This window comes from Pseudomonas sp. KH_024_B2, from assembly GCF_057839965.1.
In genome coordinates, this window is the sequence record NZ_CM174502.1 from 2,118,519 (window position 1) to 2,132,459 (window position 13,941).

General features: G+C 58.9%; 8 protein-coding genes and 1 pseudogene. 5 read left to right on the forward strand and 4 right to left on the reverse strand.

Features of this window, described 5'->3' with window-relative positions:
* Positions 1-113: 113 nt before the first annotated feature.
* A complete protein-coding gene (locus AC3I0A_RS09920) occupies positions 114-1,514 on the reverse strand; it encodes a nuclease/transposase family protein (protein ID WP_489377546.1) in 1,401 nt (466 codons plus the stop codon).
* A pseudogene (gene tnpA / locus AC3I0A_RS09925) lies at positions 1,511-1,907 on the reverse strand (IS200/IS605 family transposase). Before tnpA ends, AC3I0A_RS09920 begins: the two are co-directional and overlap by 4 nt.
* A 190-nt stretch (positions 1,908-2,097) precedes the next feature.
* Here tnpA and AC3I0A_RS09930 point away from each other — a divergent pair.
* Positions 2,098-3,882: an ABC transporter transmembrane domain-containing protein gene (locus AC3I0A_RS09930; RefSeq protein ID WP_489377547.1), complete on the forward strand. Its 1,785-nt coding sequence runs from the start codon at positions 2,098-2,100 to the stop codon at positions 3,880-3,882.
* A 153-nt stretch (positions 3,883-4,035) separates the two neighbouring features.
* Here AC3I0A_RS09930 and AC3I0A_RS09935 read toward each other — a convergent pair whose 3' ends face one another.
* The gene (locus AC3I0A_RS09935) at positions 4,036-5,964 is read right to left on the reverse strand and encodes a transglycosylase SLT domain-containing protein (protein ID WP_489377548.1); all 1,929 of its coding nucleotides are present in this window, start codon (positions 5,962-5,964) and stop codon (positions 4,036-4,038) included.
* Positions 5,965-6,176: 212 nt separating this feature from the next.
* Between AC3I0A_RS09935 and AC3I0A_RS09940 the strand changes: the two genes are divergently transcribed.
* The gene (locus AC3I0A_RS09940; RefSeq protein ID WP_489377549.1) at positions 6,177-8,093 is read left to right on the forward strand and encodes an ATP-binding cassette domain-containing protein; all 1,917 of its coding nucleotides are present in this window, start codon (positions 6,177-6,179) and stop codon (positions 8,091-8,093) included.
* Positions 8,094-8,300: 207 nt separating this feature from the next.
* On the opposite strand, the gene AC3I0A_RS09945 is transcribed toward AC3I0A_RS09940, so the two are convergent.
* Positions 8,301-8,738 (reverse strand): universal stress protein, encoded by a 438-nt coding sequence (locus AC3I0A_RS09945; RefSeq protein WP_489360528.1) that lies wholly within the window; start codon positions 8,736-8,738, stop codon positions 8,301-8,303.
* 103 nt (positions 8,739-8,841) lie between these two features.
* Here AC3I0A_RS09945 and AC3I0A_RS09950 point away from each other — a divergent pair, with 103 nt between their 5' ends.
* The 3 genes from AC3I0A_RS09950 to fadB all read left to right on the forward strand — a co-directional run bounded on the left by AC3I0A_RS09950 (position 8,842) and on the right by fadB (position 13,918).
* On the forward strand, positions 8,842-9,279 hold the full coding sequence (locus AC3I0A_RS09950) for a hypothetical protein (protein WP_489378463.1): 438 nt from the start codon (positions 8,842-8,844) through the stop codon (positions 9,277-9,279).
* 149 nt (positions 9,280-9,428) lie between these two features.
* Positions 9,429-10,609 (forward strand): IS3 family transposase gene (locus AC3I0A_RS09955; protein ID WP_489372800.1). Its coding sequence is split into 2 segments (ribosomal slippage): positions 9,429-9,693 and positions 9,693-10,609, totalling 1,182 coding nucleotides; the frame shifts between segments, so codons are not numbered across the junction.
* A 1,161-nt stretch (positions 10,610-11,770) separates the two neighbouring features.
* Complete coding sequence (gene fadB, locus AC3I0A_RS09960) at positions 11,771-13,918, forward strand: fatty acid oxidation complex subunit alpha FadB (RefSeq protein ID WP_489377550.1); 2,148 nt, start codon at positions 11,771-11,773, stop codon at positions 13,916-13,918.
* Positions 13,919-13,941: the final 23 nt, after the last annotated feature.

A 13,941-nucleotide genomic window follows, 5' to 3' on the forward strand; every position in this document is an offset into this window, starting at 1 on the left:
TCTCCCCATGGATAAAACCAGGGGGTTCTGAAGGTGAATCAACCGGGGTTTCAGGCAGTTGCCTGCTGTAACCGGATGCCATCCTTCTTTGACGTACCATCCGCTCTGCCGGCCTAAGCCGGGGCCGGGGCAGTTGCCACGGCGCTCGCAGATTGGCGTTTCCATAACCCGGTACGTCGCAGCACAGACTCCTGAGCTGCCAGCGCCTTGGCGATGCTGGAGGGATTATGGGTGTTGCCATCGGTGCAGAACGCCAACAGCGCCGAGTACACATCCCGCTGAACAATCCCGCGGCCATCGCCCAGCACATGCCAGCGCTGCGACAGCGGTTTCTTCGTGCAGGTCTCGGTGCAGTGATCGTACTGCGACATTTTCAGCACCCAGGTATTCAGTTCCGCCACCTTGCCGCCAGCACTTTCAGCCTTGCGTTTCAGGTGATTGACGAAATAGCCCGGGGCGCGATTTTTGACCGACTTTCCGAACCGCTTCTGGAAAGCCTTATACGACAGTTTTTCGATATGCCAGGTATTGGCCTGCGTGAGAAGGTGGTTCACCAATTGACCGTGCTCGTTTTGCCGACGAGCCTGCTGGGTTCGCTCAGTGTTGGCGATCCGCTGGCGCAGATTGCGTAAGCGCCTGGATCTCACCGTGGCGCGCCGGCCTTTGATCCAGCGGCCAGCCTCATCAAAGCATTCCGGGTTGGTGCTGCGCACCGAGCGGTCGACTTTACGCTGCAGGCGGCGAAGGGTCTTGGCGCAAGGCGCTATGCCCGGACAGAAGCCCGACAACGCCGCACCGCAATTGCTGAAACTGGCGACGGTCGAAGGGCCAATATCCAGACCGCCCGTGGCGTTCACCGACTGGCAGGTAGCCGGAGCTTGCCCCTCGAGGGTGAGCTGGAGGTAATAGCGGATTTTGCCGTTGAGGTTGCGCCACAGCACCCGTGAGAACTTCACCCGGTTCTTCAAGGCGTCGTCGAGGTACGGGTCTTGGCCCGGTGCCGGAAGCATCGCCGCCAGCACCAGACCGGCCCATAGCAGGCTGCCGGTCTCTGGCTGGTAGCGAATGGCCGAGGCCGGGCTCTTTCCTTCCAGAGAGCGCAGGGGACGCTGGCGGCCCTTGAACCGCGGCAATCCGCGCTTCTTGAAGCTGTACTGATCGAGCGCTGAAAACACCCGTTTGGCGAGGGTTTGCGGCTCGTGAGCGCCGAGGTGATCGCGCCACAGGCGGTTTTTCAGTGCAGTACCAAACGCTGAAAGCGCGTACTCCGAAAAACCGTAGTGAACCCGCAGCGCCCGGTAGGCGGCGCGTCGGGTGATGAGCTGCTTTTCCTCTCGAAGGCCTGTCCATTGTGGGTCGCGGCGCATCGCCGAGAGTCGACGCAGGCCTTCGGCGAGCAGCGCATTGTAGAGTCGACGCCCGGCCTCGAACCGCTTGCGCATCACGGCCACGTCGCGGCCTTTGGCGACCAGCGGCAGGGTGATGACGAAGCTGGGCGTCGAGGCCTTTTTCATACGGTTTTTTGCTGCTCGATGTACTGTTTGATGACTTCGAGGGGCGCACCGCCCACCGTGGACACGAAGTAGCTATTCGTCCAAAAGGTGGGCAAGCGGGACTTCAAGAAGCCGAATTCCGAGCGCAACAGCCGTGAGGACCGGCTCTTGACCTGTTTGATCAGTCGATGAATCCCGAACTGAGGATCCACCTCGAGCAGCAGATGCATGTGTCGGACCTTACTTCAAGCTCGATCAGCTCACACTCCAGTTCGATACAGACCTGCTGAATAATCTCTTTCGACCCCGTCGACCAAAACCGCTCTGCGGTACTTGGGGGCACCAGACAACCTGGTACTTGCAGGAGTACACCACGTCGTTATGGCGTTTGTAGTTGAGCTTGAATACAGACATTCTGTAAATAAACAGAGTGTAACTATATAAGAAACAGCATTCGCCCTCCGCTAGACCCCATGGAAGAATCCCCAGGCTTGCACGGCCGATTTGGTCAGCGGTCATATTTAACCTGACTCATTGTGATTTACAGCGTTTCGGGTGGACGGTGTAGGCTGGTTGCATTTACCCCTTCTGGTTGTGCTATCGGATGATCTTCATGCTCTCCTCCCGTCAACGCCGTGCGATCCGTCTGGCGATACATTTCATCGCGCCGTACCGTTGGCAGGCGTTCGGCGCCTTGTTGGCCTTGATTGTCACGGCGGGCATCACCTTGTCCATGGGGCAGGGCATTCGCCTCTTGGTGGATCAAGGCTTCATGAGCCGGTCGCCGCACTTGCTCAACCAGTCCATCGGTTTGTTTATGTTGCTGGTGATGGGGCTGGCGGTGGGCACTTTTGTGCGTTTCTATCTGGTGTCGTGGATTGGCGAGCGTTGCGTGGCGGATATTCGCCGGCAAGTGTTCAACCATTTGATCTACCTGCACCCGGGATTCTATGAGGACAACCGCAGCTCGGAGATCCAGTCGCGGTTGACCGCCGACACCACGCTGCTGCAATCGGTGATCGGCTCGTCACTGTCGCTGTTCCTGCGCAACGCGCTGATGGTCATTGGCGGCATCGTGCTGCTGTTTATCACCAATCCCAAACTCACCAGCATAGTGGTAGTCGCCTTGCCGCTGGTATTGGTGCCGATCCTGATCTTCGGCCGCCGGGTGCGCAGCCTGTCGCGCTTGAGCCAGGACCGTATCGCCGATGTCGGCAGTTATGTGTCTGAAACCCTTGGACAGATCAAGACCGTGCAGGCCTACAACCATCAGGTGCAGGACGAACAGCGCTTCGCGGCGACGGTTGAAGAGGCGTTCGATACTGCACGCAAACGTATCGTCCAGCGTGCGTGGCTGATTACCCTGGTGATCGTTCTGGTGCTCGGTGCCGTGGGGGTGATGCTCTGGGTCGGTGGCATGGACGTGATCGCCGGGCGCATTTCCAGTGGTGAACTGGCGGCCTTTGTCTTCTACAGCCTGATCGTCGGTGGCGCCTTTGGCACCTTGAGCGAAGTGATCGGCGAGTTGCAGCGGGCGGCGGGTGCCGCCGAACGGATTGCAGAGTTGCTGCGCTCGGAAAACATCATCCAGGCGCCGATCACCGGACGGGTCGAATTACCGGAGCGTGTCGAAGGTCATCTGGTGTTGCAGGATCTGCGTTTCTCCTATCCGTCCCGACCGGAAAGTTATGCCATCGATGGTCTGAGCCTGAGCATCAAGGCCGGCGAAACCCTGGCGCTGGTCGGGCCCTCGGGTGCCGGGAAATCAACCGTGTACGATCTGCTGCTGCGGTTCTACGACCCGACGCAGGGGCGCATCCTGCTGGATGGGCACCCGCTGACCCGGCTCGATCCCATGGACCTGCGCCGCTGCTTCGCCCTGGTGTCGCAAAGCCCTGCGCTGTTTTTTGGCAGCATCGAAGAGAATATCCGCTACGGCAACCCATCGGCGACGCTGGCCCAGGTGCAGGAAGCGGCAAAAATTGCCTACGCCCACGACTTCATCGAGCAGATGCCCCACGGCTACCAGACCCACCTCGGCGACGCGGGCCTCGGTCTCTCCGGCGGCCAGCGTCAACGCCTGGCAATCGCCCGAGCCCTGCTGGTCGACGCGCCGATCCTGCTACTGGACGAAGCCACCAGCGCCCTCGACGCCCAAAGCGAACACCTGATCCAGCAAGCGCTACCAAGCCTGATGAAAAACCGCACCACCCTGGTCATCGCCCACCGCCTGGCCACGGTCAAAAACGCTGACCGTATTGCAGTGATGGATCAAGGGAAATTGGTAGCGATCGGCACCCATCAGGAGTTGATCGCCAGCAATGCGCTGTATGCGCGGTTGGCAGCGTTGCAGTTTAGTGATGGGCATGAGGCCCTGGAGAAAGGCTGATTAGAGCAGGACCGACCAAGTAACCGTCTAAGTAACCGACCAAGTAAAACACCACAAAGAAAATGCCCGCATCTCTCGAAGCGGGCATTTTCTTGCAGTTTCAGACTAACCGGCTTACCACTTGAGGCTTGCAGCTTGTAGCTGTTTCACCTGTTATTGATCATCAAAATACCGCTCATGCCAGTCCACCAGCGGCTGCGGCGAGTTGAGTTTCTGGCCGTAGATCACCGAGTAGGACAGCACGTTCTGCACGTACTGGCGGGTTTCGTCGAAGGGGATGCTTTCAACCCAGACGTCGAAGCTCAGGTGGTCGGCGCCTCTGAGCCATTGCCGCACGCGGCTGGGGCCGGCGTTGTAGGCGGCGGAGGCGAGTACGCGGTTACCGTTGAACTGGCTGTGGACCTGGCTCAGGTAGGCGGCGCCGAGCTGGATGTTTTTGTCCGGGTCCAGCACTTGCTGCGGCGAAGCCAGCGGGATGCTGAATTTGCGTGCGGTTTCCTTGGCCGTGCCGGGCATCAGTTGCATCAAACCGGTGGCACCGACGCCGGAGCGGGCGTCGGCCATGAACGCGCTTTCCTGGCGGGTGATGGCGAACACCCAGCTCGAATGCAGGCCGCGAACCTTGGCTTCACGCACCAGGGTTTCGCGGTGGGCCATCGGGAAACGAATGTCCAGATCATCCCAGTACTTCGCCTGGCTGATGGTGCGGATCGCCGGGAAGTACCATTTCAGGTCGTAAGCCAGTTTGGCTTGGGCGACCATTTCGTCGCGGTTGAAGTGGCGACTCACGTGGTACCACTCGCGGCGACCGTCGACGATCTGCCCACGGGCGTGGAATTCCAGCGCGCGACGCACGCCCGGGGTATTACGGACCTTGTTGATGGTCGCCTGGCTGAGCACCAGGGGCTTGTTGATCAGCGAATACGGCGACTGTGCGCGGTCGGCGGCGAGGAAGCCATAGAAGTCACGCTCATGAGCGAGGGTTTTATAGAGCGCCAGCGCTTGCGGATTCTGCGGCTGGGCCAGCTCCAGGCTGCGGGCCTGCCAGTAACGCCAGCGGTTGGTGGTGGCCAGGTCCTGCGGCAGTCTGCGGGTCAACTGATAGGCGTCATCCCAGCGCGCCAGACGCAGCAACAGGCGCAGGCGCCATTCGGAGACGGTGTTGTCACGCAGCTCCGGGTCGTACTTGGTCATCACGTCGAGGGCCCGGCTGTCGAAACGGCGGGCCAGTGTCAGGCCGATTTCCCGGGCGATTGCCACTTTTTCGTCACGGGAGAAGTGCATGCTGCTGGCATAGCCGTCGAGCAGGTTCATGGCATTGTCTGGATCCTGGCGGGCCAGGCGGCGCAAACCCAGGCCGACCACGTCGGACATGGCTTCATTGACTGGTGTGAAGCGCGACGGTTGGCTGAGCAGTTCCGGTTTCTGAGCGACGTCGATCAGCAATCTGCCTTGCGGGGCGAGGGTGCTCAGGCCTTGAACCAGGCTGTTGGCCAACGGGTAGTTGCGGGCGTCGGCGGCCAGCTTGGCGCGTTGCCAGCGTTTTTGCTCGGTCAACTGACCTTCGGCGGCCCATTGGGCGAACAGGGCGTCGCAGGCTTCGGGTTGGGATTTGCCGGTCAGCCAGAGTTTTTCAGTCTTGGCATAGCCTTCAGCCTTGAGGTTGTGGCCCAGTTGATATTGGCCATACAGGCAGTCCAGTTCGGTGAAATTGAGCTTGGGGTCATAGTACTTAACAAAGGGTTGCCAGTCGCCGCGCTCGGCCAGCCAGCGCAACCAGCGCAGTTTCATCCAGTTGGCTTGCGGCAGGTCACCGTGTTCGGCGAGGAATTTCTCGATCTCGGCGTTGCTGGCGGTTTTCAGTCGGGCGGTCAGCTCGTCGTAGGCCAGGTAGGGCTCCAGCGGATAATCCCTGAGCGCCTGGCTGTAACGGAAATACGGGCCGGAATCACCCTTGGCCAAGGCGCGCTTGGCTTCGTCGTAATACTGGCGTTGTTGAGACAGGTCTGCAGCCTGGACGGATTGAACGGCGGTGGCAGATAGAAGCAAACACGATAAAAAACTGAAAATGCGGCTGCGCATGAGACGTCCGGGCAGAGAAATCGTGACAAGTGCCGACGGTATCAACACTGATTATCTGTAGCTTAGCCTTTTGCCCGCAGCCGGCGAAAGCTTTGCCGGCTTGTCGGTACAAGTTCTGGCTAAATGTTGTTTTGCAGGTTGTGAAGGTGAAATTGCCGGCCGCCTGAGGCCTCAAGTCAGGTAGAATACGCGCCCGGTTTTTGGAGAAGCTCATGACCCTGCTCAAATTCAGCGATGTGTCCCTTGCTTTCGGCGCTATGCCGTTGTTGGACAAGGTGTCCTGGCAGATCGCCCGTGGTGAGCGGGTGTGCATCATCGGCCGTAACGGCACTGGCAAATCCAGCATGATGAAGCTGGTCAAAGGTGACCAGAAGCCCGATGAGGGTTCCGTCTGGCGCGCGCCAGGGCTCAAAATCGGCGAATTGCCGCAAGAATTGCCGCTGGCCGACGAGCGGACCGTGTTCGACGTGGTTGCCGAAGGCCTGGATGGCGTCGGCGAGCTGCTCGCGCAATATCACCACCTGAGCCAGAACATCGTCACCGACGCTGACCTGGACAAACTGATGCACGTCCAGCACGACCTCGAAGCCCGTGACGGCTGGCGCCTGCAGCAATTGGTGGACAGCACCCTGAGCCGTCTGCAGTTGCCGGCCGACAAGACCCTCGCCGAATTGTCCGGCGGCTGGCGTCGTCGCGTCCTGCTGGCTCAGGCGCTGGTCTCCGAACCGGATCTGCTGCTGCTCGACGAACCGACCAACCACCTGGACATCGGTGCGATTGCCTGGCTCGAAGAGGCACTGAAGGATTTCCAGGGCGCTGTGCTGTTCATCACGCACGACCGTTCCTTCCTGCAAAACCTGGCGACGCGGATCCTCGAGCTGGACCGTGGCGGCCTGATCGACTGGAACGGCGACTACGCCAGCTTCCTGGTCCACAAGGAAGCCACTCTGGCCGCCGAAGAAACCGCCAACGCCTTGTTCGACAAGCGCCTGGCTCAGGAAGAAGTGTGGATTCGTCAGGGCATCAAAGCCCGTCGCACCCGTAACGAAGGGCGCGTGCGCGCCTTGAAAGCCCTGCGTGTAGAGCGTAGCGAGCGTCGTGAGCGCACCGGCAAGGCCAACATTCTGCTGGACACCGCCGACAAGTCCGGCAAGCAGGTCATGGTCCTTGAGAACGTCAGCTTCGCTCATCCGGGCGGCCCGTTCCTGATCAAGGACTTCTCGATGGTCCTGCAGCGCGGCGACCGTATCGGTTTGCTGGGCGCCAACGGTACCGGCAAGACCACCTTGCTGAAACTGATGCTCAGCGGCTTGCAGCCAACCAGCGGCAAGGTCGAAGAGGGCACGCGGATCGACGTGGCCTACTTCGACCAGTTGCGTCATCAACTGGATCTGGAAAAGACCGTGATCGACAACGTCGCCGAAGGTCGCGACTTTATCGACATCGACGGCCAGAGCCGCCACGTCCTGAGCTACCTCGGCGACTTCCTGTTCAGTCCGCAGCGTGCCCGCACGCCGGTCAAGGCGCTGTCCGGTGGTGAGCGTGCCCGTCTGTTGCTGGCCAAGCTGTTCAGTAAACCGGCCAACCTGCTGGTACTCGACGAACCGACCAACGACCTGGATGTGGAAACCCTCGAACTGCTGGAAGAGGTCTTGCTGACCTTCCAGGGCACCGTATTGATGGTCAGCCACGACCGGGCATTCCTCGACAACGTGGTCACCAGCACCCTGGTCTTCGAAGGCGAAGGCAAGGTGCGTGAATACGTCGGTGGTTACCAGGACTGGCTGCGTCAGGGCGGTTCGCCGCGCCTGTTGGGCGTGACCGAGAACAAGTCCGGCAAAGCCGAACTGAACTCCGCGGTCGTTGCACCGGCTGCTACGGCTGCTCCCGCTCAGGAAGCGCCTGCGGCCAGGAAAAAGCTCAGTTACAAGCTGCAGCGCGAGCTGGAAGCCTTGCCGGGCGAGATTGAAACCAAGGAGCAGAAGATTGCTGGTGTTGAGGTCGAAATGGCGGATGCGGGCTTCTATCAGCGTCCTGCCGCGCAGACAGCAGCGGTAATCGCTCAATTGGAGCAATTGCAGGCTGAACTCGAAGTATTGGTCGAGCGTTGGGCCGAGCTGGATGCCTGATTGATCCATCGGCAATAAAAAAGCCCGGCGTTCAGTGATGAGCGCCGGGCTTTTCATATGGAATGCTTTCCCCTGTGGGAGCGAGCTTGCTCGCGATAGCGGCAGGACAGTCGGCATTGATGTTGAATGTGCGGCCCTCATCGCGAGCAAGTCGGATCGCCGCACCGTCGCTCCCACATTGGATATTTGTTGTTCTTGAGAGTTGGTTCAGCTTTTGATCAGTCGCACTGCCAACACATCGCAAGGCGCGCCGTGCAACACATCATTGGCCGTGGAGCCAAGCAACAGCGCCAGGCCATGTCGGCCGTGACTGCCGACGACGATCAGGTCGCATTCCTGTTCCTTGGCCAGATGATGGATTTCCTGGCGCGGTTGGCCGTAAGTCAGGTGACAGTTGGCTTTGCTGGCCTCCGGGTACTTCAGGATCAGGCGATCGAGTCGCTCTTTAGCCTGGTCGAACTGCTGTTGCTGAAGTTGCGAAAGGTCCATGGGGACATCGCCACCAAAAGCCATGGCCATGGGTTCGACGATATGCACCAGCGACAGTTTGGCGCCGCTGCTGACTGACAGCTCACGAGCGCGCTTGATCACGGGGTCGCATTCTTCAGTGAGGTCGACTGCGACCAGGATGTGTTCATAGGGCATGGAAGGCACTCCAGAGGATTGCGATATCGGTAAGTATGGCTGGTTTCAAGCGGATTGGTTTCAGTACGGCGCAATCCGCCCATCAAGAATCGGGAGTACACATATGACGGTCTGGATAGTGGTGTCAATCCTTGCGGTGGTTCTGAGCCCTTTGGCCTGGTTGCGACCTTCGCGCCATCAGAGCGGGCGGATGGCCCTGCGCATGGAGGCGCGGCGCATCGGCCTTGCCATGCAGCTGGCGCCTCAGGAATGGCCGCACTGGCTGGAGCAGGAGCCGCCAAGTCCTTGTGCCCAATACCACCGACCTCGACGCAGTGCTCAAGCAGCGTGCTGGATTTATTGGCAGACAGCGCCGGGCGTCTGGGCCAATCAATGGCGGGAGATTTGCGAGGACGAGGTATTGCTGGAGCATTTCAAAAAACTGCCGGCCAATGTGTTCAAGATCGAAGCTGACAAGCAAATGATCGCTTTGTATTGGGGCGAAAAGGGCGAAGCGAGTGTTTTGCAGGACATTGCTGCAGTACTCAAGGCGCTCGCCTGAAACCCGATTTCCTGTGGGAGCGGCGGTGCGGCGATCCGACTTGCCCGCGAAGGCGGCCTGACAGCCGGCCTGTCTCTTGCGGATGTGCAGTGGTCTAATTTCCCCAGACACCCCGATAGGTGGAAAATACATCTATCGAGGAGTTTTTCATGACCGACAAACGCAGAGTTTTTGACGAGAGCTTCAAGCTACAAGTCGTTAGGATGATCAAGGACCAAGGCCTGACCGTTCCACAGGTCTGCCTGGATTTGAATCTAGGTGAGACGGCTGTTCGACGTTGGGTGCGTCAGTACGATGCTGAGCTACTGGGAGAGACCGGTATCGGCAAACCACTGACGACTGAGCAACAACGTATCCGGCAATTGGAGCAGGAAAACCGCCAGCTTAAGATGGACAATGACATCTTAAAAAAGGCTACCGCCTTCTTTGCCCGCGAACTGAAATGACCTATCGGCTGGTCAGGCAGTTGCAACAGAAGGCTTACTCGGTTGCGCATGTCTGTCGGTTACTCAACGTCAGTCGATCCGGTTTCTATGAGGCCAACAAACGCGCTGCTGAGCCGGCATCTGTGTGCCCGATCACGGTTCAGCTCAAAGCCTCGTTTGTCGAAAGTGGTGGTTGCTACGGCAGCCGCCCGTTGCGGGATGCTTTGCGTGGCAAGGGCATGGTGGTCGGCCTTTATAAAATCCGCCGTTTGATGAGTGCCAACGGTCTGCGTTCGGCCTGGAAGCGCAAGTTCGTCCATACGACTGACAGCAATCATGACCTGCCCATTGCCGAAAATGTGTTGAATCGTCAGTTTGACCCCGCTGCGCCGAACAAGGCTTGGGTGGCTGACATTACCTACATCCGGACCCGCAGCGGCTGGTTATACCTGGCGGTGGTGCTGGACTTGTACTCCCGTAAAATTGTCGGCTGGTCCATGGCCCCGAACATGCCGGCGGAGCTGGTGTGTAGCGCGATGCAGTTGGCCATTGCTCAGCGTCAACCACCACCGGGACTGATCGCTCACTCAGACCGTGGCAGCCAATACGCCAGCGCGAGCTACAGAGCGCTGCTGGCGCGAAATGACATGCAGCAAAGCATGAGCCGTAAAGGTAACTGTTGGGATAACTCGGTGATGGAGCGCTTCTTCCTGAGCTTGAAAATGGAGCGGGTCTGGCGACGTGATTACGCCAACCATGGCGAAGCGATCCGCGACATCACGGAGTACATCGTTGGGTTTTACAACAACAAACGGCTGCACTCGAAACTGGGATATCTACCACCGACCGTTTACGAACGGACAATGGCGTCGAAACCACCTATCGAGGTGTCTGGAATTAGTTGACCACCGCAGATGTACCCAGATCAAATGTGGGAGCCGAGCTTGCTCGCGAAGGCGGCCTGACAGCCGGCCTGGCTCTCGCGGATGTACCCCAATCCAGTGTGGGAGCCGAGCTTGCTCGCGAAGGCGGCCTGACAGCCCGGATGTACCCAAATCCATGTGGGAGCGGGCTTGCCCGCGAAGGCGGCCTGACAGCCGACCTGTCTCTTGCTGGTGTACATATCCATTTCTGCGGTAACGGCCACTTAGGGTTTCGCCCTTACGGCGCCTCCCTTTGGCAAACGCCCCAAAGGAAGCAAAGGTCTTCGCCCCAAGCGTTCGGCACCTCGCCAAGGCTCGGTGTTCCCTCGCTCCGGTGTCCATCAGGGGGCATCGCCCTCCGGTCTGCTGCGCGACGACCTCCATGCGATGTCCTCGGCTTCGCCAAGGGGCGCTGCGCGCCAGTCCCCTGATGAACACCTCCACTCGGCCTTCCGAAGGGGCGGGTAGATCAAAAGCACGCCGAGGCGGCCTACCGGCCGGCCTGTTTTGTGTGGGGTACGCACTTCCACCGAGCTGCCGCAGGCAATGTATTTTTCGCGCGGACGTCAAGATCAAAAGATCTATCGGCAGCTCCTATGGGGGATTGGGCTGATTTCGCGTGATTCGCAGGCAATAAAAAGCCCGACATCATCATCGGGCTGGAGTTGGCCAGGCAGGCCGGTAATCCGGTAAATCGCAATGGCATATGTTCCGTGGCGCTGATCTTACCCTTGGCATTCGCTCAAGGTGTTCATTTTTTTGTGCGGTCCTCGCCAGCTTAGCTTGAGAAAGCCAAGAGCAATGCGGGTTAGGGCGACTTTTCTAATTATTGATCCTATGAATGGTTAAACATGCATTCGCGTGTTGCCGATCACGGTAACGCTTGCGTGACTGCAAAGTCGCGTTTCAACCAGCATTTTGGGCGATTGACAATTGTCCGAAATTCCGTGAAGGTGGCGTACCCAAATCAAACGGGCGTATGAATTGAGCGTTTGTATTACAGAATGCTCCTACAGAATCCCGACTATCGCGTTGGCGGGTGTGCCTGGCGGATTGGCGTAGCATCGACAGTAGAGTCAGTGCCAAGCCAGAAGCTAGCGTCCGACGTGTACTGTTCAGCTTCCATATCGTGGAGATCAGTTGATGATTTACGAAGGTAAAGCCATCACGGTTAAGGCTCTTGAAAGTGGCATCGTCGAATTGAAATTCGACCTCAAGGGTGAGTCCGTCAACAAGTTCAACCGTCTAACCCTGAACGAACTGCGTCAGGCCGTAGACACCATCAAGGCAGATGCTTCGATCAAGGGTGTGATCGTCAGCAGTGGCAAGGACGTATTCATCGTCGGCGCCGACATCACCGAATTCGTCGACAACTTCAAGCTGCCGGATGCAGAGCTTGTTGCAGGCAACCTCGAAGCCAATAAGATTTTCAGCGATTTCGAAGACCTGAATGTTCCGACCGTAGCCGCGATCAATGGCATCGCACTGGGCGGCGGTCTGGAAATGTGCCTGGCAGCGGACTACCGCGTCATGGCCACTACGGCCAAAATCGGCCTGCCTGAAGTCAAGCTGGGCATCTACCCAGGCTTCGGCGGGACTGTGCGCCTGCCGCGGATCATCGGTGCGGACAACGCCATTGAATGGATTGCCGCCGGTAAGGAAAACCGTGCCGAAGACGCGCTGAAAGTGGGCGCAGTCGATGCCGTAGTCGCTCCAGAGAAGCTGCAGGAAGCCGCGCTGGAACTGCTCAAGCGCGCCATTGGCGGCGAGTTCGATCACAAAGCCAAGCGTCAGCCGAAGCTGGAAAAGCTCAAGCTCAACGCCATCGAACAAATGATGTCGTTCGAAACCGCCAAAGGTTTCGTCGCCGGTCAAGCGGGCCCGAACTACCCGGCACCGGTCGAGGCGATCAAGACCATCCAGAAAGCCGCGAACTTCGGGCGCGACAAGGCACTGGAAATCGAAGCTGCCGGTTTCGTCAAACTGGCCAAGACCTCTGCTGCGCAGAGCTTGATCGGTCTGTTCCTGAACGATCAGGAACTGAAGAAAAAGGCCAAGGCCTACGACGAAATCGCCAAAGACGTGAAGCAGGCAGCCGTACTTGGCGCAGGCATCATGGGTGGCGGTATCGCTTATCAGTCGGCTTCCAAAGGTACGCCGATCCTGATGAAGGACATCAACGAGCACGGTATCGAGCAGGGTCTGGCTGAGGCCGCGAAACTGCTGGTGGGCCGTGTTGATAAAGGTCGCATGACCCCGGCCAAGATGGCCGAAGTGCTCAATGGCATTCGTCCGACTCTGTCCTACGGTGATTTCGGTCACGTCGACCTGGTCGTCGAAGCTGTTGTCGAGAACCCAAAGGTCAAGCAAGCCGTTCTGGCCGAAGTCGAAGACAAGGTCAAAGAGGACACTATCCTCGCGTCCAACACCTCGACCATTTCCATCACCTTGCTGGCCAAAGCCCTCAAGCGTCCGGAAAACTTCGTCGGCATGCACTTCTTCAACCCGGTGCACATGATGCCGTTGGTGGAAGTGATCCGTGGCGAGAAGTCCAGCGAAGTGGCAGTTGCCACCACCGTTGCCTACGCCAAGAAAATGGGCAAGAACCCGATCGTCGTCAATGACTGCCCGGGCTTCCTGGTCAACCGCGTGCTGTTCCCGTACTTCGGCGGTTTCGCCAAGCTGGTCAGTGCCGGTGTGGACTTCGTCCGTATCGACAAGGTCATGGAAAAATTCGGCTGGCCAATGGGCCCTGCGTACCTGATGGACGTAGTCGGCATCGACACCGGCCACCACGGTCGTGACGTGATGGCTGAAGGCTTCCCGGACCGCATGAAGGACGACCGTCGTTCGGCTGTCGACGTGCTCTACGAAGCCAAGCGCCTGGGCCAGAAGAATGGCAAGGGCTTCTACGCCTACGAGACCGACAAGCGTGGCAAGCAGAAGAAAGTCGCCGATCCGTCGGTGCTGGAAGTGCTCAAGCCGATCGTCTTCGAACAGCGTGAAGTGAGCGACGAAGACATCATCAACTGGTTGATGATCCCGCTGTGCCTGGAAACCGTGCGTTGCCTGGAAGACGGCATCGTCGAAACCGCCGCCGAAGCCGACATGGGTCTGGTCTACGGTATTGGTTTCCCTCCATTCCGTGGCGGTGCGCTGCGTTACATCGATTCCATCGGTGTTGCGCAATTCGTTGCCCTGGCTGACCAGTACGCTGATTTGGGCGCCCTGTACCACCCGACCGCGAAGCTGCGTGAAATGGCCAAGAACGGCCAGAGCTTCTTCGGTTAAGCGCCCACACTAGAGCGAGAGTG